Annotated in this window: 12 protein-coding genes; 1 reads left to right on the plus strand and 11 read right to left on the minus strand. The window is 54.8% G+C overall.

Annotation, left to right across the window (positions count from 1 at the left end; genetic code table 11):
- Window positions 1-30: 30 nt before the first annotated feature.
- The 10 genes from trhP to OGY37_RS03765 all read right to left on the minus strand — a co-directional run bounded on the left by trhP (window position 31) and on the right by OGY37_RS03765 (window position 16,763).
- Window positions 31-1,392: a prephenate-dependent tRNA uridine(34) hydroxylase TrhP gene (gene trhP, locus OGY37_RS03720; RefSeq protein WP_003834280.1), complete on the minus strand. Its 1,362-nt coding sequence runs from the start codon at window positions 1,390-1,392 to the stop codon at window positions 31-33.
- A 115-nt stretch (window positions 1,393-1,507) separates the two neighbouring features.
- The gene (locus OGY37_RS03725) at window positions 1,508-3,616 is read right to left on the minus strand and encodes a DUF4034 domain-containing protein (protein ID WP_286620105.1); all 2,109 of its coding nucleotides are present in this window, start codon (window positions 3,614-3,616) and stop codon (window positions 1,508-1,510) included.
- A gap of 11 nt (window positions 3,617-3,627) precedes the next feature.
- Window positions 3,628-4,344, minus strand: coding sequence for a DUF1266 domain-containing protein (locus tag OGY37_RS03730; RefSeq protein ID WP_286620107.1), 717 nt, complete (start codon window positions 4,342-4,344; stop codon window positions 3,628-3,630).
- The gene (locus OGY37_RS03735) at window positions 4,344-5,543 is read right to left on the minus strand and encodes a PcfJ domain-containing protein (RefSeq protein WP_201357078.1); all 1,200 of its coding nucleotides are present in this window, start codon (window positions 5,541-5,543) and stop codon (window positions 4,344-4,346) included. Before OGY37_RS03735 ends, OGY37_RS03730 begins: the two co-directional genes overlap by 1 nt.
- 238 nt (window positions 5,544-5,781) lie before the next feature.
- The gene (gene baeR / locus OGY37_RS03740; RefSeq protein ID WP_003834278.1) at window positions 5,782-6,504 is read right to left on the minus strand and encodes an envelope stress response regulator BaeR; all 723 of its coding nucleotides are present in this window, start codon (window positions 6,502-6,504) and stop codon (window positions 5,782-5,784) included.
- Complete coding sequence (gene baeS / locus OGY37_RS03745) at window positions 6,501-7,904, minus strand: envelope stress sensor histidine kinase BaeS (RefSeq protein WP_286620114.1); 1,404 nt, start codon at window positions 7,902-7,904, stop codon at window positions 6,501-6,503. Before baeS ends, baeR begins: the two co-directional genes overlap by 4 nt.
- Entirely contained in the window at window positions 7,904-9,316 is a 1,413-nt protein-coding gene (locus OGY37_RS03750) for an MFS transporter (protein ID WP_003834276.1), read from the minus strand. Before OGY37_RS03750 ends, baeS begins: the two co-directional genes overlap by 1 nt.
- Window positions 9,313-12,393 carry a multidrug efflux RND transporter permease subunit MdtC gene (mdtC, locus tag OGY37_RS03755; RefSeq protein WP_286620115.1) on the minus strand — a complete coding sequence of 1,027 codons (3,081 nt, stop codon included), beginning with the start codon at window positions 12,391-12,393 and terminating at the stop codon, window positions 9,313-9,315. Before mdtC ends, OGY37_RS03750 begins: the two co-directional genes overlap by 4 nt.
- Window positions 12,394-15,516: an MdtB/MuxB family multidrug efflux RND transporter permease subunit gene (locus OGY37_RS03760; RefSeq protein ID WP_286620117.1), complete on the minus strand. Its 3,123-nt coding sequence runs from the start codon at window positions 15,514-15,516 to the stop codon at window positions 12,394-12,396.
- On the minus strand, window positions 15,516-16,763 hold the full coding sequence (locus OGY37_RS03765) for an MdtA/MuxA family multidrug efflux RND transporter periplasmic adaptor subunit (protein WP_286620119.1): 1,248 nt from the start codon (window positions 16,761-16,763) through the stop codon (window positions 15,516-15,518). The genes OGY37_RS03760 and OGY37_RS03765 overlap by 1 nt, the downstream gene beginning before the upstream one ends.
- Before the next feature lie 279 nt (window positions 16,764-17,042).
- On the opposite strand from OGY37_RS03765, the gene OGY37_RS03770 reads away from it, so the two are divergent.
- Window positions 17,043-17,102, plus strand: coding sequence for a type I toxin-antitoxin system Ibs family toxin (locus tag OGY37_RS03770; RefSeq protein WP_106672390.1), 60 nt, complete (start codon window positions 17,043-17,045; stop codon window positions 17,100-17,102).
- Between the two features lie 99 nt (window positions 17,103-17,201).
- Here OGY37_RS03770 and yegD read toward each other — a convergent pair whose 3' ends face one another.
- On the minus strand, window positions 17,202-18,554 hold the full coding sequence (gene yegD / locus OGY37_RS03775; RefSeq protein ID WP_191236160.1) for a molecular chaperone: 1,353 nt from the start codon (window positions 18,552-18,554) through the stop codon (window positions 17,202-17,204).
- Window positions 18,555-18,629 lie beyond the last annotated feature (75 nt).

The raw sequence follows: 18,629 nt of genomic DNA on the forward strand, positions 1-18,629 counted from the left end.
TTCCGAACGCTGAAAAATAACCGTAATTAACTACTTAGCATGCGGGTCGCGCGTGGACTCACCGGTAAAATTACGCATCAACAATGCATAATTCAGATCGATATCCTCCGGTACAGGCATCCACACGGTGTAACCATCGCCCGGCGCAACCGGCATCGCTTCGCCTTTCGCGTTTTCCATCTGTTCGAGGGTAAAGTTGATGTTGCCCTGTGGGGTCATCAGCTCCAGGCTGTCGCCGACGGTGAATTTGTTTTTCACCAGTACGGCTGCCAGTTCACCTTTACGTTCGCCGGTAAACTCGCCGACAAACTGCTGACGCTCGGAAACTGAGAAGCCGTATTCGTAGTTCTGATAGTCGTCATGCGTATGACGGCGCAGGAACCCTTCGGTGTAACCACGATGCGCCAGACCTTCCAGCGTTTCCAGCAGTTGCGGGTCGAACGGTTTACCGGCTGCGGCATCATCAATGGCTTTACGATAGACCTGCGCGGTACGTGCACAGTAATAGTATGACTTGGTGCGGCCTTCGATCTTCAGGGAATGCACACCCATCTGCGTCAGACGTTCAACGTGGGCAATGGCACGCAAATCCTTCGAATTCATGATGTAAGTGCCGTGTTCGTCTTCGAACGCGGTCATGTACTCGCCCGGGCGCTGGGCTTCTTCGATCATAAAGACTTTGTCTGTCGGTGCGCCAATACCCAGCGTAGGCTCAACGTTTTGTACCGGGATAGGCTCGTACTTATGCACGATATTGCCCACCACGTCTTCTTTGCCTTCCTGCACGTTGTATTCCCAGCGGCAGGCATTGGTGCAGGTACCCTGGTTAGGGTCACGTTTGTTGATATAGCCAGAAAGCAGGCAACGGCCGGAGTAGGCCATACACAGCGCACCGTGAACGAAGATCTCAAGCTCCATATCCGGCACCTGGGTGCGGATCTCTTCGATTTCTTCCAGCGACAGCTCGCGGGAGAGGATCACGCGGGTCAGCCCCATCTGCTTCCAGAATTTCACCGTCGCCCAGTTTACGGCGTTAGCCTGTACTGAAAGGTGAATGTCCATGTCAGGGAAGTTTTCGCGCACCAGCATAATCAGACCAGGGTCTGACATGATCAGTGCATCCGGCCCCATTTCCACCACCGGTTTCAGATCACGAATGAAGGTCTTCAGCTTGGCATTGTGTGGGGCAATGTTAACCACCACATAGAATTTTTTACCCAGTTCATGAGCTTCATTAATGCCGAGCTGCAGGTTTTCGTGGTTGAATTCGTTGTTGCGTACGCGCAGTGAGTAACGCGGTTGGCCCGCATACACAGCGTCTGCGCCATAGGCGAAAGCGTAACGCATGTTTTTCAGCGTTCCCGCCGGGGAAAGGAGTTCCGGTTTAAACATAATTTTCTCGTTCTGATGACAGGTCAGACTCGCCTCACTCAATGAGGCGGTTAGGGGAGTGCCCCCATATTAAGGGCGGGCATTGTAGCGCTGTGGGAGAGGGGAGTAAACCACCTTACACCATTGCGTTGGTCTGCCCCGGCAGCTCAGAATCCGGGATACGGAAGGTATGCCAGGTGAAACGAAGGCGTTTCCAGAACGAATCGAAATGAAGTGCGTCCAGATCCATAAATAATTCATGTTCAGGGTACAGGGTGGTGAAAAAATGCGCCCAGCGCGCGCTCCTTTTTATATCAAAGAGATCTTTATCCAGTTTATTTCCGTAGAGCTGTGACAGCGCCACCATGGCCTCCGGCGTCCCTTTGTTAGCCTCCTCTTGCACGAGTTCCAGATGCGAGTGAGCCAGGGCTAAATCTTTCACGCCGGGAATATTGAGCAGGAATAATTCCCAGGCCCTCCTATCACCATACAGAGACGCCAGATACAGATTGTCGAGCAGGTTTTTTTCGTAAACGGCGCGTTTTTCCGCTGGGGGAGCCTGATTGATTAAGCGTTCGCTGCAGTTGGCCATGCGGAAATGGATCTCTTGCAGATCGTTTTCATACCTGTCATCGCCGCCGTTAGCGATCAAGCGATATTCATCTGCGTCGCGCAATGCAATGTGCTGGTACAAAATCTCTGCCGCTTGCTGGAAGTAACCGAAGGCAATAGCGGGATCGTACGGCAAGAGGCCTTCGTTATCTCTATCATTAGATTCCACACCGAGCTGATTAAGCGCGCTGGGGATGTTTCTCTGCGCGCCCAGTTCCGCCAGCGGCAGGAGATATTGCGGGTACCCCAGCCAGCGAAAATCTTTAATCGCTGCCCGCCAGTTATGGTCGTATTCAATATCGGCGACGCTATCGAGCCAGGCAGCACCTTGGGCTTCGTCTTTTTCAAAACCAAATAACCCAGCGTACTGGAAATAGCCGCGATAGAGCTTCGGCACGCAGTGTTCCGTTTGCTGCGCATTCTGGCAGAGGAAATTATAAATCCACCAGGTATCCGGGAAATCGCGCAGCGCAAACTTTAGCGCGTACGCAGTGTAGTAATTTCTGAGCTTAACTTTTTCCACGATCGAACGCTGAAGGGTTCGCCAGAGCGCGTCATTATCTTCCAGATCGCTATAGCAGACCCGCAGCCACTCCAGCGCGTTGTGACGAGACTCCTGAATATGCGCCCGCTGCGCAATCTCTTCGGCTTTGGCGATAATGCGTTCCCGTTCGTCTGGGGAATCAACCTCTTTGATACTTAAATCGCGGTGATCGTCCCACCAGATTAAGAGCTCCAGATGTTCACGTTCTGCGGCGGAAAGGTGATCGCATACGCTCGATTCCAGAAATTCACGGATTTCCTCGTGAGACCCTCCCCAGCGCGGCATATGAAACGGAATATATTCATCCAGCACGTAAAATGCCGTCGGGAAAATAGCCAGACAAACGGCGATCCAGCAGTTTTGCCTGGCATCGTCATTGTCCTCCGGCAGTATGAACGGACGCGGTAGATTTGGGCATATCGCGTCGGCAAACGACAACCCGGAATGGGCCATTAGCGCCTCTATCTCCTGCGGCGAGCGGCGGTGATATTCTGCAAGATCCTCCATTAATGGTTGCCCGGCAACCTCTGCGCCCACGAGGAACTCAACCAGCCAGTCGGGCTGGCCGAAGACCTTTGAGTTGGTGCTGGTCAGCGCAGCGGCCATCCACTGGCGCGGTTCACAGTCGATAGCGTTGAGGGCGGCAATCACCATTCGCTCGTTGCAGGCGGCGGCGCAGATCCACATGGCGCGGGTGGTTTCTCTCGCCCAGCCGTAGCTGCGGTAGAGCCACGCGCGGTGGTTCCAGTACTGCGCTTCGGCGAGCCAGGCGTGTGTGGAGCGGGGGCGGGCGCGCTGCCAGCTTTTGATCAGCGCTAATCCTTCTGGCCCGGCCTCAACCAGCGCGTCCATATCGTAAAAGTGATTGCACATCTGCGTCCAGGCGAGGAAATAGCGCTTTTCCGCTTCGCGGCTGGTAAAGCTCTCCGTCAGCGCCTGGTTGTAGCGTTCGTCCAGCTCGTCATAGCTTTCTTCATGCAGCAGGCCGGGAATATCGGCGATATACCACTCGCGTTGACCATCATTGAGGGGATTTTTGTGATTACACATCTCAAACATAGCGTTGAGGAGTTGGTCATCCTGTTCCATAAATAGTCCTTTTAAATTGGCTCGAAAATTTTAAATTCTTTCCACGGTAGCTGTCGCCAGCGGCTGACAGGGTCTTTCAGATAATGGGTGGCTTCCTGCAAATCACGTCCGGCGATGGTCACGGGCGTATCGTGAAGCGTGAGCCATACCCGGCGGGCGCGGACGTAGGCGGTGGCGTAATCTTCCCAGGAATCAAAACAGTCCTGCGCGCGTTGAGCGTTGAGCAATAGCACCAGCCAGGCCTCGTTTTCGTTACACCAGCCGAGCCCGGCGACACAGCGGGTCAGAAAGGCGGTGCGCATACAGTCGAAGGCCAGCGCGTCGCGGACCTGTCCCTGGGCTGCCAGATGGTGATAAAAAGTGCGCGGAGAGCTGCCGATACCCGCAGGCCAGCGGCGCAACATATCGGCAATTCGTTGGCGTAGCGCATCGCCGTCGAGGTTGTCCTGCAAGCCCAGCTCTTTTTTCAACTGCTGCGCCAGATGGCGGCGTTTGTCATCGTCAAGTTTAAATACCAGGTCAACGCCTTTGGTCGATAACCCGTTGCGCCGGGCAAGGATATCGGCTAACGCCAGCGCCCATTGACGGCGTCGGGTATCGCGACGCCGATCTTTCAGACGATCTTTTTCTTTCTCTTCGGCGATGCGAGCGGCAACCAGTGGTTTATTTTTTTTATAGTTGCGCCAGCTAAAGAACAGGGTGGCAGTAATAAGAACAATCCAGAACATTACAGCACCTCCTTGATGACAGGGAGGTAACGCGTGGTTTGTAGGGTCAGACTTTCAATCTCGAAAGGTTCGCTACTGGTATTTTTCCCGGCCAGCATCGGATGCCATTCATGCTGCGGGAACAACATTTCCGCCGCGGTTGCCACGTTGGAGTCAATAACCTGAAGGTAGCGCAGCGCGTCCGGGGCGCTATGCAGCAGCAGCCACTGTAAAGCTACCGGGGGAGTGGGGAAGTGTTCCATTAAATGAAAATTGTTATGCAGGACGTTGAGCAGAAAATTGAAATCATGGATGTCGGTAATAAATTTCCAGCCGGTATATTCCGGCGTTTCTTCGTAAACGATACCCATACCTTCACAATCGGCGTGGCGTTCTGGATGCGGTTGAAGCTCCTGTAGTAGAGATAAAACGTCGGCGGCATATTTCTTAATGGGATGACGGTTCTGTTTACCCTTAATCTGGTCAATGCTCAGACCGTCATTATTAACCACCAGGCTTATTGTGATGTGGGGAATATTATTGCCGTCGCGCAGGCTGAACAGGCGTAGTTTTCCGTGCTCAATTTGCCGGGCGTAGTAATCACCATAGCCGCCAGAAAGCGCGCCTTGATTGTCGAACTGCCCAACGCAATGCTGCATATGCCAGGATTCATAAGCCATTTCACTGCGCAGGTCGGGGCTTACTGCATCAAGCTCAACCCATTCACCGTTATTCAGCGACATCATCGGTTTTAGCGCGTCGCAGTTGGAAGGATACCAACCCTGATCACGCAGGCGCTGCATTTTCAGATGCTCCGCCTCGCGCATTTCCAGCAGGGTAAAACAGTTGATGCGCTGTAGTTTAGCGCCCAGTCGAGTCCCTTCCAGGCGAGAGAGGAATTCCAGTAAGTCTCTTTCCATTGCCAGCAACTGCGGATGCTGGGGGTTGAGATAGTAAAAGCCCTCATCGCCGCCGAGCTTTGGCCTCAGCCAGGTGGGAATCTCCGTGTCGGCGCCAAAATAAACAGCGTAATCCTCGATGGAGCGCACGGGATAAACATGGGGAAGGTCACCGATAATCCAACGATAAAAATGGTTGCTTAACCAGCGCCGGATATTTTCGTTATCACCGCGTTGTTGGCTACGGGAAATAATCGACGACTTGATATTGGGTGCGTTTATTATATTTCGCGGTTTATATTTTTTATTTATATCACTCATGGCATTCCTTGCACGATTGAGTACTGGCAGTCTTTGTCGGGAATATATCATGATGAATGGCGATTGCTTCTCATTGTTCTTGGTATGGAGGAATTCTCAGATTATAGCTCGAAGGGGGGGAGTGAGTTTCCCCGGAGGCCGGATGCGGTGCTGCGCACTTGTCCGGGCTACAACATGGCAGACTGCGGTAGCCTGGGGAGCCGCAGTGCCACAGGGAACATGCCAGGCAGATGGGAAATTAAGCAATTCGGCAGGCGTCGGCTTCCCAGCGATACCCCACGCCATAGACCGCGCGGATAAACGACTGCTCGGCATCCAGCGACTCCAGCTTGCGTCGCAGGTTCTTAATATGGCTGTCGATGGTGCGGTCGGTAACGACGCGGTAATCGTCATAGAGATGATTGAGCAACTGTTCACGGGAGAACACTTTTCCCGGCTCATGTGACAACGTTTTAAGTAAGCGGAATTCGGCGGGCGTTAAATCGAGCATCTTCCCACGCCAGGAGGCCTGAAAACGGCCTTCATCGACGATAAGCGGGCTTTCTGCATCCATTTGTTGCAGTTCGCGCTGCGGTTTGCATCGGCGCAGGATCGTTTTTACGCGCGCGACAACTTCACGCGGGCTGTAAGGTTTACAAATATAATCATCAGCACCGATCTCCAGCCCCAGCAGGCGATCAATCTCTTCGATTTTAGCGGTTACCATCATGATGGGGACTTCTGAGAAGCGGCGGATTTCCCGACACAGGGTCAGACCGTCGGTACCGGGCAGCATCAGATCCAACAAGATCAGATCGGGCGGCGTTTGGCGCACGTAAGGCAGAACCAGGTCGCCGTGGTTGATCAGCGTAGGGGCATAGCTCGCTGCCCGCAGGTAGTCGATCAGCAGTTGCCCCAGCTTAGGCTCATCTTCCACGATCAGAATACGCGGTGTGTTTTCATCAATGGGTAACTCAGTCATACATCTCTCTGTAAATCGCGTTCCAGCGGTAACTCTACTGTAATGCTAACCCCACCAAAAGGCGAATGGGCGGCACGAATCAGACCATTATGCGCCTGTACGATATTGACGCAAATCGCCAGCCCCAATCCAGAACCTCCGCTGGCGCGGTTGCGCGAGCCTTCGGTGCGATAAAATCGTTCAAACAGCTTCTGTAACTGCTCGTCACTTACGCCAGGAGCGGAATCTGCGAAGGTTAATAACACCATGCGTTCGCGTTGTTCGGCGCTGATATGCAACCCGCCACCGCTATCGGTGTAGCGCAGACTGTTTTCCAGCAGGTTGTTGAACAGCTGCATCAGACGATCCCTGTCACCAAATACCGTCATGCTGTCGGGGAGCGAAAGCTGTATGGTCAATCCACGGCTGGCGAAGCGTTCACGAAATGCGCCGCTTGCCACTTCCAATAGGGGGATGAGGTCCAGCGATGTTTTCTGATAGGCCAGCGCGCCTTCATCTGACATGGAGAGCTGATGAAGGTCGTCAACCAGTTTGGTGAGCGTAGCGACTTCAGCCTGCAACGAGGCAACGGAGTCAGGGGTAAACTGGCGTACGCCATCCTGAATGGCCTCCAGTTCACCGCGCAACACCGCCAACGGCGTACGCAGTTCGTGAGAAATATCGGCCATAAAGTCACGACGCATCTGCTGGTTTTTTTCCAACGTACTGGCGAGTTGGTTGAAGTCCTGCGCCAGCTTGCCCAGCTCATCCGTACTGGTTGGCGTAACGCGAGTGGTGAAATCGCCCGCTGCCAGTTTGTGCGTGCCTTCCACCAACCGCTTAACCGGGGCCAGCAGGCTGCGCGCCAGCGTAAACGTCGCCAGCGCGGCCAGGATCGTGGAGAGCGCAACGATAAGCCAACTGGATCGTCTTTGCTGCATGTCGAAATTGATATCCGTATTCCGCGTTAAGCGTTCTACAGGAGAGGCGATCACGGCGCCCACTTCGCTACCGTTAACGCGTATGGGATGGCGCATGCCGTCGCGAGGAACTGGGCCGCGCGGGCCGACCAGCACGCGGGCATTTTGGTCGACAACCCAAAACTGTGTACGCCAGCCGTGTGGCGGCATGCCTGGGCCCGGTTTATCATCGTCGTTATCGTGTTCAAAAGAGCGCAGGATCTGGAAAACAAAACGATCGTTATTGCGTAAGAATCGCCAGTTGCCGTGCTGCTCGTACTGCTCGCTTAATGCGTCGCTGAGCATTTGCAGCCGCTGCTCGTTGCCGTGCTTGATATAGTCAATAAAACCACGTTCGAAGCTAATGCGTACGGCCCAGTGCATGCTGATCAGCAACACAATGCAGGTGGCGAAAATTGCCAGAAACAGTTTGCCGGTGATACCGGGCCGCCAGAACTTCATCAGGTGCTCCTTTTGCGCCGTGAAATCACCGCGTTGGTTTGCGTGTCGTTCGGCACGCGGGCAAAAATAATGGCGGGCAGCGCAATAATGAAGGCGATGCACAGCCAGGTATACATAAAGACGGTATGCGTACTTCCGCTGTCGATGGCGATATGCTGTTGGCCGAACATGCCCAGCAGCAGGCCTGCGATGGTCACACCAATACTCATCGATAGCTGCATGATCATCGACAGCAGGCTGTTACCGCTGCTGGCCAGATCGTCAGGCAGATCTTTTAACGTAAGCGTGTTCATGGATGAAAAACGCGTTGAGTTGACCATTCCCTGTAAAAACAGCACGAAGGGCAGGGCGTAATACCAGCCCAGCAGTGCCGTGGTCATTAGCAACAGACTGACCAGCGACAGGCCAAGCGTAGTGGTAATCAGCACACGACGGTAACCAAAGCGGTTAACGACCTGCACCACAATGCGCTTCATGCCCATACTGCCCAGCACCATCGGGATCATCATCAGCCCGGCATGAAAAGGTGAAAAACCGAGGCCAATCTGTAAAAACACCGGTGTCATAAACGGCAACATGCCGCTGCCGATGCGTCCGGCAAAACTGCCGAACAGACCTAGCGAGAAGGTTGGTGTGCGAAACAGATTCAGGCTGAATAGCGCACGCGGATTACGATGGGCGTGTTTCAGATACAGCGCAATAGCCAATACCCCGCAGATAACCAGCGCCGCCAGCGTGATACTGGAGAGGCCGGTTCCTTTGCTGCCATCGAGCGCCAGCGTCAGTACCGCCATGCCGACCGCCAGCATCGCGAACCCTGAGAGGTCGAAACGTCGGGTTTGCATGGTGTAGTTGGGCATCAGCATTAACGTCGCTATTGCGCCGACAATGCCTACCGGAATGTTAATCAAAAATATCCAGTGCCAGGAGGCGTATTCAACCAGAATCCCGCCTAACGCTGGGCCCAGCAGCGGGCCGATTTGACCGGGTAAAGTGACAAACGTCATTGCCGCCATATATTGCTCACGCGGGACGATTTTCATCACCGTTAGCCTGCCGACCGGCACCATCATCGCGCCGCCAACGCCTTGTAAGACGCGCGCCATCACCAGCTCGTTGAGCGTGCTGGACCCGGCACAAAACAGCGAGCCAAGCGTAAACAGGATGATGGCGGTGAAGAAGATATTACGCACGCCAACTTTGTCCGCCAGCCATCCGCTGGCGGGCAGCATCACGGCAACAGTTAAAACATATGACACAATGACCATATGCATGTGTAACGGGCTTTCCCCGAGGCTTGCCGCCATCGAGGGAAGCGCGGTGTTAACGATAGTGGTATCCAGCGACTGCATAAAAAAGCCAAATGCCACAATCCAAAGTTGCCAGCGGGTGCTGTCGGGAAGTTCTGTCATAACTCTGCTACCGGTTTGCTGTTTTTACGCGAAAAACGCAGACGCAGACGGTCGAAAAAGAGATAGACCACGGGCGTGGTGTACAGCGTCAGGAGTTGGCTCACGACCAGCCCACCGACAATGGTTATCCCCAAGGGCTGACGCAGTTCAGAGCCATCCCCTGCGGATAACACCAACGGCAACGCGCCAAACAACGCCGCCAGCGTGGTCATCATTATTGGGCGAAAGCGCAACAGGCAGGCCTGGAAAATAGCTTCTTCCGGCTGTAGCTTGCCGTTTCTCTGCGCTTCCAGCGCAAAATCGACCATCATGATGGCGTTTTTCTTCACAATGCCAATTAATAGCATGATCCCTATCAGGGCGATTAGGCTGAACGGGGCATTGAACAGTTCCAGCGCCAGCAACGCCCCGACGCCAGCCGAAGGTAGCGTGGAGAGGATGGTCAGCGGATGGACATAGCTTTCATACAGCATACCCAGCACGATATAGACCGTGGCGATGGCGGCGATAATCAGGATCACCTGCGAATTCATCGTGTCCTGAAATACCTGTGCGGTACCGGCAAAGCTACCGCGAACCGTGGAAGGGACGCCGAGCTGGGTCATGGTTCTGTTGATGGCCTCTGTCGCTTCTGACAGTGAAGAACCTGTCGGCAGGTTAAACGACACGGTTGAGGCGGCAGACAAGCCCTGATGGTTCACAGACAGTGGCGCATTCGCCGGCTGCCATTTGGCAAAGTATGATAACGGGATCGCTTTACCGTTATTGTTGATGACGAACATTTTGTCCAGTGCGCTGATGTCCTGGGTGTAACGTCGATCGACCTCCATCACCACTTTGTACTGGTTCATCGGCTGATAGATGGTTGAGATCTGTCGTTGTCCGAAAGCATTATTCAACAGGCTGTTGGCGACTGCCACGTCGATCCCCAGACGAGACATGGTGTCGCGATCGTAAATCAGATTCATCTCCGCGCCATTGTCCTGCTGATCGGAGTTAACGTCTGCCAGTTGGGGCAGGGCGGCAAGCGCCTTACGGATCTTCGGTTCCCACTCACGCAGCGCCGCGAGATCGTCGGACAGCAATGTGTATTGATAGCTGGCGTTGGCCTGGCGTCCACCAACGCGAATATCTTGCACCGCCATTAAAAACAGATTCGCACCTGGCTCTTTTGAAAGCGCGACGCGCAGGCGGTCGATCACCTGCTGAGCGGTTTCACGGCGCTCATCGCGTGGCTTGAGGGTAATAAACATCATCCCGCTGTTAACCCGCGAACCACCGGTAAAACCGGTGACGTTATTCACCGCCGGGTCGTCGCGGATGATCTTCATAAAGTCCTGCAGTTTGCCGCGCATGGCCTGAAATGAGATGCTCTGGTCGGCCTGGATCCCACCCATCAATACACCCGTATCCTGCTCCGGGAAGAAGGTTTTGGGGATGGAAATATAAAGCCAGATATTCAGCGCAATGGTGCCAAGCAACACCACGCCTACCAGCCGCGTATGGTGCAGCACCCATTTAAGCGAGGTGCCGTAACTCTGTTGCAGCGCCACCAGCACACGACCAAAACCCCGTTTGCGAGACTGTTCGCGCGGGGAGCTAGATTTGAGCATCCAGCCGCACATCATTGGCGTTAATGTCAGCGACACCAGCAGCGAGATACCGATAGCAACCGACAGCGTGACGGCAAATTCGCGCAGCAAGCGCCCAGGCAATCCGCCCATTAATAGCAGTGGCAGGAACACCGCCACCAGCGACAGACTCATGGAGAGCACGGTGAATCCCACTTCGCGCGTACCCTGTAACGCTGCCTGGAGAGGCTTCATTCCTGCTTCCAGGTGGCGGGCAATATTTTCCAGCACCACGATGGCGTCATCGACGACAAATCCCGTGGCAATGGTTAACGCCATCAACGACAGGTTGTTCAGGCTGAATCCGCACAGATACATGGCGGCAAAGGTACCGATCAGCGAGACCGGGACTGCTACCGCGGGGATCAGCGTCGCACGCCCGGAGCGCAGGAAAACAAAGACCACCAGGATAACAAGCGCCACGGAGATAATCAGCGTCTGTTCGACTTCCTCCAGTGAAGCGCGAATGGTCGGCGAGCGGTCCTGGGCGATTTGCAGATCGATGGCGGCCGGTACCAGCGTTTGTAGCTCCGGTAATTTGGCGCGAATGCTGTCTACCGTCTGAATGATATTGGCTTCCGGTAGCTTGCGGATCATCAACAGAATGGCCGGTTTGGCATTGGTCATCCCCGCGTTGCGTACGTCCTGCACCGAGTCGGTTACAGACGCAACGTCGCCCAGTCGCACCGCCGCGCCGTTATTGTAGTGGATGATGATCGGCTGGTATTCGGCGGCGGTTTTCAGCTCATCGTTGGTCTGGACCTGCCAGCGGTGGGTATCATTCTCGATAGCGCCCTGCGGCTTACGTACGTTGGCGTTGTCAATTGCGCTACGCACGTCGTCCAGCGATACGCCCTGGTTAAACAGCGCTTGTGGATTAAGCCCTACACGCACGGCAGGCAGAGAGCTGCCTCCAACGTCCACGTCACCCACGCCGTCAATTTGCGCGATGGTTTGCGCCAGTTGAGTTGATGCGAAATCGTACAGCTCGCCCTGCGAGTACGTGTCCGATGTCAGCGTCAGGATCATGATTGGCGCATCGGAAGGGTTGGCTTTGCGATACGTTGGTCGGCTCGGCATCCCGCTGGGTAGCAGACTTTGCGCGGCGTTAATCGCGGCCTGAACGTCCCGCGCCGCGCCATTGATGTCACGGTCGAATTTGAATTCGAGAATAATACGCGTACTGCCAAGCGAACTACTCGAAGTCATTTCGTTCACGCCCGCGATGCGGCCCAGCGAGCGCTCCAGCGGAGTTGCGACCGAAGACGCCATCGTTTCAGGGGAAGCGCCGGGTAATGATGCGCTGACCATGATCACCGGAAAATCCACCTGCGGCAGCGGAGCGACCGGCAGCAGACGAAATCCGAGTATGCCGCACAGGGTGATGGCTACCGAAATGAGAATAGTCGCCACTGGACGATGAATGAAAAGCGCGAAAAATTTCATTTACGCTTCCTCTTCCTGACGCGGGAAGCGGCTTTTCACGTACAACGACAGACGGTCAAACAGCAGATAAATCACCGGGGTGGTAAACAGGGTTAATACCTGACTCACCAGCAGCCCACCGACCATGCCAATACCTAATGGGCGACGTAACTCTGCGCCCACGCCGGTACTCAACATCAGCGGCAACGCGCCGAGCAGTGCCGCCAGTGTAGTCATCAGGATCGGGCGAAAACGCAGCAGACAGGCCTGGAAAATGGCATCGCGTGGTGACATTCCCTGTTCGCGCTCCGCGGCAAGGGCAAAATCGATCATCATGATGGCGTTTTTCTTGACGATACCGATGAGCAAAATAATGCCGATAATCGCGATGACGTCCAGTTCGCTCCCGGCAATCATTAACGCCAGAAGCGCCCCGACACCCGCCGTCGGCAACGTGGAGAGAATAGTAATTGGGTGAATAAAGCTCTCATACAGCACGCCGAGGACGATATACATCGCGACAACCGCAGCCACAATCAACCAGATGGTATTTCCCAGCGCGGCCTGGAAAGCGAGCGTACTGCCCTGGAACTGGGTGGTAATATTTGCGGGTAGGTTAAGCGTTTTTTCGGCATCCAGAATGGCCTGTACCGCATCGCCCAGCGAATGTTCGTCTGGCACGTTGAACGAGATGGTGGTGACCGGGAACTGATCGAGGTGGTTAATCGACAGTGGGGCAAAACGCTGTTCAATGCTGGCGATCGCGCTGAGCGGTACTATGCCACCGTCGCTACTGGTCAGACGTATTGTATCCAGCGCCGCAAGCCCCGGTGTATTGTTGGTGTCATGTTCTAACACCACGCGATACTGATTTGCCTGGGTGTAGATGGTTGAAATCAGTCGCTGGCCGAAAGCGTTGTACAGGGCGTTGTCGACATCTGACATGCTGATGCCCAAACGGCTGGCGCTGTCGCGATTGACGTTCACATACGCCACCAGCCCTTTGTCCTGCCAGTCGCTACTGACATCGGACAGTTGCGGTAGCTGATTTAGTTTTGCTATCAGTTGTGGAACCCAGGTGCTGAGGGCATCAAGGGATGTCGCTTGCAGCGTGAACTGATATTGCGTCCGGCTGACCTGAGTATCAATCGTCAAGTCCTGAGTGGGCTGAAGATAAAGGTCAACGCCGGGAACTCTGTCAACCGCGTCCTGTAGGCGCGCAATCACTTTCTGCACCCGATCGTCGCGTTCATCCAGCGGCTTAAGGTTGATTTGTAAGCGCGCGCTGTTCAATGCCGTATTAGTGCCGTCCACACCGACAAAAGCGGTCAGGCTTTCTACTGCCGGATCTTTCAGAATGACATCTGAAACCTGACGCTGGCGCTGGGCCATGCTGGCAAATGAGCTGGACTGTGGCGCCTGCAGCGTTCCCTGGATAATGCCGTTATCCTGGATCGGAAAGAAGCCTTTGGGGATAAAGACCCATAGCATAACGCTCAGCGCCAGCGTGCCGAGCGCTACGCTGAGCGTGAGCCACGGATGGTTGAGCACTTTCGCCAGCCAGTGTCCGTACCCGGCAATAACGCGATCAAACATTCGCTCTGAGGCACGGGAGAAGCGGTTTTGCTTACGTAATGAGGCCTGATTCAGCATACGCGCGCACATCATCGGCGTAAGAGTGAGCGAGACAACGGCGGAAATCAGAATCGCTACGGCCAGCGTCACAGCGAACTCACGGAACAATCGACCTACGATATCTCCCATAAACAGCAGTGGGATCAGTACGGCGATCAGTGAAAATGTCAGAGAGATGATGGTAAAACCAATCTCGCCCGCGCCCTTCAGGGCAGCAGTCAGCGGTTTTTCGCCTTTTTCGATATAGCGTGAAATATTCTCGATAACCACGATAGCGTCATCCACCACAAAACCTGTCGCAATGGTTAGCGCCATGAGGGTCAGGTTGTTGATGGAGAAATCAAGGAATACCATCACCGCGAAAGTACCGATTAACGATAACGGTACGGCGACCGCAGGAATAATGGTTGCCGGAATATTGCGCAAAAACAGGTAGATAATCATGACTACCAGCGCAATCGCCAGCATCAACTCAAATTGGGTATCCGCTACGGACGCACGGATATTGGTCGTACGATCGGAAAGTACGCTGACCTTAACCGATTTGGGCAGGCTTTCGGTAAGCTGCGGCAGCATCTGGCGGATACTGTCTGCCGTGGAGATGATGTTCGCGCCAGGTTGGCGCTGAACATTCATCACTATAGCTTGTTGCTTATTGGCCCATGCGCCTAGCCAGCTGTTTTCTGCTCCTTGTTCGACGGTGGCGACATCACCCAAACGAACCGGCGCACCGTTTTTATAGGCAATAATGAGCTGACGATATTCGTCTGCGGACTGCATCTGGTCGTTGGCTGAAAGGGTAACGGCACGCGTTGGGCCATCAAGACTCCCTTTTGCTGAATTGACGTTGGCACCGGTAATGGCCGTACGGATGGTTTCGCTGGTCAGACCGAGTGCGGCAATGGCCTGAGCGTTAAGTTTCACGCGGACCGCCGGACGTTGCCCTCCGGAAAGTGTTACCAGACCCACGCCGGATACCTGAGAGATTTTCTGCGCGACGCGGGTTTCGACCATATCTTCCACCTGCGTCATCGGCATGGCGCTGGAAGTGACCGCCAGTGTCATGATCGGCGGATCTGCCGGGTTTACCTTGCTGTAGACCGGAGGGTTAGGGAGATCGCTGGGTAATAAATTGGTGGCGGCGTTAATCGCGGCCTGAACTTCCTGCTCGGCAACATCCAACGGGAGCGTCAGTTGAAACTGTAACGTAACGACCGATGCGCCACCGGAACTTTGTGATGACATCTGTTTTAAGCCAGACATCTGCCCGAACTGACGTTCAAGCGGTGCGGTGACCGCCGAGGTCATGACGTCTGGGCTGGCGCCGGGGTAGAGCGTAACGACCTGAATCGTGGGGTAATCCACTTCAGGTAAGGCGGCGATTGGCAGGAAGCGATAGCCGATAATACCGGCAAGCAAAATCGCGACCATCAGCAGAGTGGTGGCGACGGGGCGCAGAATAAACAGGCGCGATGGTCCGCCTGTGCTGTCCGGAGGTAACACCTGCATCAGGAGTTGGCTCCTTTTTTGCCGTATCCGCGTGGCGCTGTTTTCTCATCGGAAATAGAGGCGTCGTGCGCCTCAACGACTTCGACTTTTGCGCCTTCCGTCAGACGATCGATACCGTCGGTCACGACTCGATCGCCCGCAGACAGCCCGGCGGCGATCACCACTTTTTGGCTATCCTGAATACCCGGTTTCACCAGATGTTTGCTCACTTTGTTATCGCTATTCAGTACCCAGACAAAGTGGCCTTCGTTGCCCATCTGCAGGGCGGCAGTTGGGATCACAACGGCATTTTGTTGTGTGTCGACCAGCATGCGGGCGTTAACGAACTGGTTAGGGAATAAGGCATCATCCTGATTGGAAAAACGAGCCTTAACTTTGATTGTTCCGGTGGTGGCATCAATCTGATTGTCGAGACTGAGCAGGACGCCTTCGCTGAGCTTTTGCGAATTGGTTCGGTCCCAGGCTTCGACCTTCAGCTGGCTCCCCGATTTTTGTGCCTGCAACACGGTAGCAATGTCGTTTTCAGGCAAAGTAAATATCAGGTCGATGGGATGCGTTTGCGTAATGACGACAATTCCGGTGGTATCGCCGCTGGAAATTTGGTTACCGACATCGACCTGTTTCAGGCCGACACGACCATCGACAGGCGCGGTTATCCGACTCCAGTCGAGCTGCAACTGAGCGCTGGCGACGCTGGCTTCATCCGCTTTGATTGTGCCTAACGTCTCGTTGACCAGTGCCTGCTGGGCATCCAGTTCCTGGCGGGAGACCAGATTGGTTTTAACCAACTGTTGATAGCGGGCAAGATCGCGACGGGCATTCGCCAGCGTGGCTTTATCTTTTGCCAGTTGTCCCTGCGCCTGAGCCAGAGCAACTTTGAACTGGCTGGGATCTATCTCTGCCAGCAGGTCGCCGGCTTTCACCTGTTGTCCTTCCTCAAAGTGTAAGGCGATGAGTTGACCATCCACCCGACTACGCACCGTGGCGGTATTTGCGGCAGTAACGGTCCCCAGCCCTGTCAGATAGCGTGGCACGGCTTCCTCGGTGGCGGTGGCAGCCTGCACGGGAGCTAACGGTCCGGAGCGCATTCCACGCCGTCCTGACCCCGCCGTGTGCTGCGCGGGTTTGGTCGCGCCTGGTGCGGTTTCCTGGGATGCACTGCGGCTTTGCCAGAACCAGATGGCGGCGACGGCGGCCACGACGATCACGATTGCTATCACCCAGCGGGATTTATTACTGCCTTTCATTGTTATGAGTTTCTCATCCTGAAACGATTCGCGGAATGATACTAGTTTAGCCAGTGAACAAGGGAGAAAAATGGAGGAATTATGAAACACTGTCGGGATTCGTCTGAATGCTGACGCGGCTTTGCGAGGCGTTACGCAACAATCGGTGGTGAAGATAGCGAATGCGCAATTGTGCGATAGAGTGCTGACAAGGCAAAAAGGAGGAAAGCCAGAGATTTCAGCGGGACGCTGGAACGGGAAAGCCCCTCCCGAGGAAGGGGCCAAAATAAGGAAAGGGTTATGATGAAGTACGTCATCATACTGGTGATACTCTTAGTCATTAGCTTACCGGCTTACTAAGACACCAGGGGGAGGGGAAACCCTCCCTAACCCTCACTCCTGAAAATAAGCCACAGCAAGGATGATGTCAATATGCACACTTTTCACCATGCGAGTGGCTTAGCGGAAAACAACGTCAGCCCAGCGAGCCAGTCCGGCGGTAACTGAACCGAAATCATCGCCACCCGCGATAGGGATCCCCGGAAGCTGCTGGGCGAGGGCTTTTTTAATCAGCGGTGAACGCGCGCTGCCGCCGGTCAGATAAATCACGTCCGGTTTTTCCTGCGCGTTGTCCAGCGCCAGCTGAACCTGCTCCAGAATACGCGTCAGGGGCTGATTGAGCGCAGCTTCCAGTCCGTGTTGACTGATATCGGTTGCCAGCGTGTCGCTGATAAACGGTATCGCCGCCGTTACAATTGTCTGGTCGGAAAGTGCGATTTTGCTCTCTTCTGCGCTGCGCACCAGGCGGTAGCTCAGACGCTCGCGCCAGACTTTAAGCAGCAGAGCGACTTTATCGGCTTCTCTTGCGTCGCGGACAAGATCGTTGAGCAATCGACCGTTGGCGCTGCTGTAGAAATCACTTTGCGCGGGAACGTCGTTGATTGCGACCGCGTTCCACCAGGGGAGAATCGGTAAGGCGATACCTTTTTCAGTCTCACCGCCCATACCCAGCAGCGGCATCAGGTGTTTAAACGCCAGCGCGATATCCAGATCGTTCCCGCCTACGCGGCAGCCACTGTGTCCCAGCAGGCTGTTTTCGCGATCGGCACGCTGATGCCATTGCGGCCCCATCAGCAGCAGTGAACAGTCGGTCGTCCCCCCGCCAATATCTACCACCAGCACGCGTTTTTCTTCCTGCAGCGTCGCTTCGTAATCCAGTCCCGCCGCTACCGGCTCGTACTGGAAGACGACATCCTGAAAACCGGCGCGTTTGGCCGCACGTTCAAGAATACCCTGCGCCTGGGTGTTGGCGTCATCGCCACCTAATCCCTGGAAGTTGATGGGCCGACCAATCACGGCCTGAGTGATAGCTTCCGGCAGCTGGCTTTGCGCCTGGTTGCGAATGTGCAGCATCATTGCACAGACCAGATCTTCAAACAGCGCAACCTGCTGCGGCTTCAGACCGCTGGCGCCCAAAAATGATTTTGGCGATTTAACGAAATACACCTCTTCCGGGTCTTCAATATACTGACCCAGCGATGCCAGACCGAACTGCACGCTGTTGGCGTTAACGTCGATGTCTTCTTCGCGGTTGTAGCGCATCGCGCGGCGAAGCAGCGCCTGCGTTTCATCGTCCGTAGTTGGGATGTCGTGATGGCGATACAGCCACTCGCTAACCGCTTCGCGCGTTGGTGCGCACAACATTGAGGGTAGCAGCGTGCTGTTATTTTCCATTTTGAGCAGGTGAGGCTGCCCGTCACGCATAACGGCCACTGAACAGTTTGCCGTACCGTAGTCAAAACCAATAAACACCGTAAAAATCCCCATGCCAGTGAAGAAGGGGCGTGACTTTAACGAATAGTTGACGCCCCGACAACTGGAATATGA

It is taken from the genome of Citrobacter sp. Cpo030 (assembly GCF_030333005.1).
Lineage (GTDB): Bacteria > Pseudomonadota > Gammaproteobacteria > Enterobacterales > Enterobacteriaceae > Citrobacter > Citrobacter portucalensis.

What these genes read in the sequence shown, in the direction of transcription:
- trhP (WP_003834280.1), bottom strand. Translation starts at nt 1,392, where the DNA reads ATGTTTAAACCGGAACTCCTTTCCCCGGCGGGAACGCTGAAAAACATG.
- OGY37_RS03725 (WP_286620105.1), bottom strand. Translation starts at nt 3,616, where the DNA reads ATGGAACAGGATGACCAACTCCTCAACGCTATGTTTGAGATGTGTAAT.
- OGY37_RS03730 (WP_286620107.1), bottom strand. Translation starts at nt 4,344, where the DNA reads ATGTTCTGGATTGTTCTTATTACTGCCACCCTGTTCTTTAGCTGGCGC.
- OGY37_RS03735 (WP_201357078.1), bottom strand. Translation starts at nt 5,543, where the DNA reads ATGAGTGATATAAATAAAAAATATAAACCGCGAAATATAATAAACGCA.
- baeR (WP_003834278.1), bottom strand. Translation starts at nt 6,504, where the DNA reads ATGACTGAGTTACCCATTGATGAAAACACACCGCGTATTCTGATCGTG.
- baeS (WP_286620114.1), bottom strand. Translation starts at nt 7,904, where the DNA reads ATGAAGTTCTGGCGGCCCGGTATCACCGGCAAACTGTTTCTGGCAATT.
- OGY37_RS03750 (WP_003834276.1), bottom strand. Translation starts at nt 9,316, where the DNA reads ATGACAGAACTTCCCGACAGCACCCGCTGGCAACTTTGGATTGTGGCA.
- mdtC (WP_286620115.1), bottom strand. Translation starts at nt 12,393, where the DNA reads ATGAAATTTTTCGCGCTTTTCATTCATCGTCCAGTGGCGACTATTCTC.
- OGY37_RS03760 (WP_286620117.1), bottom strand. Translation starts at nt 15,516, where the DNA reads ATGCAGGTGTTACCTCCGGACAGCACAGGCGGACCATCGCGCCTGTTT.
- OGY37_RS03765 (WP_286620119.1), bottom strand. Translation starts at nt 16,763, where the DNA reads ATGAAAGGCAGTAATAAATCCCGCTGGGTGATAGCAATCGTGATCGTC.